Below are 379 nucleotides of genomic sequence, written 5' to 3'. Positions count from 1 at the left end.
ACAAGATGCAGTTGTAAGATATCGTGGTAACTTTGACATCGGTGAAGTTGTAGACAAAAACGGTTTCAAAGATAAAGACGGGCTAACACGTGCGGATCAAGCAATTGACGTGATCAAAGGTTTTGTGTCATCACTTCCTCGCGATATTCAAGTCAAAGAAGAGTCCCTAGATCCAAACTTTGATGTAAAAGCCAACATTGGCAATAGTTTCCAAGAAGATTGGTTAGGCGGCACGGTAGGCTTTATGCTTGCAGGTTCCTATGACAACGATTGGAATTATAGCGACCGTACAACAGGCGTTATTGACGACACATTAGCTGAAAACTGTACTTCAAAACTAGAAACCGCAGAAGACACAGCCAATTCCTGTTATGTGACA

At 42.0% G+C, this 379-nt stretch carries 1 pseudogene; it reads left to right on the top strand.

The features are described 5' to 3' along the window. Positions 1-109: 109 nt before the first annotated feature. Positions 110-379, top strand: a pseudogene (locus CWC11_RS20890) (TonB-dependent receptor); the annotation flags it as partial.

It is taken from the genome of Pseudoalteromonas sp. S3178, assembly GCF_005886985.1.
Lineage (GTDB): Bacteria > Pseudomonadota > Gammaproteobacteria > Enterobacterales > Alteromonadaceae > Pseudoalteromonas > Pseudoalteromonas carrageenovora.
The sequence above is the reverse complement of the archived record's forward strand: the minus strand, read 5'-3'. Positions and strand labels throughout refer to the sequence as shown.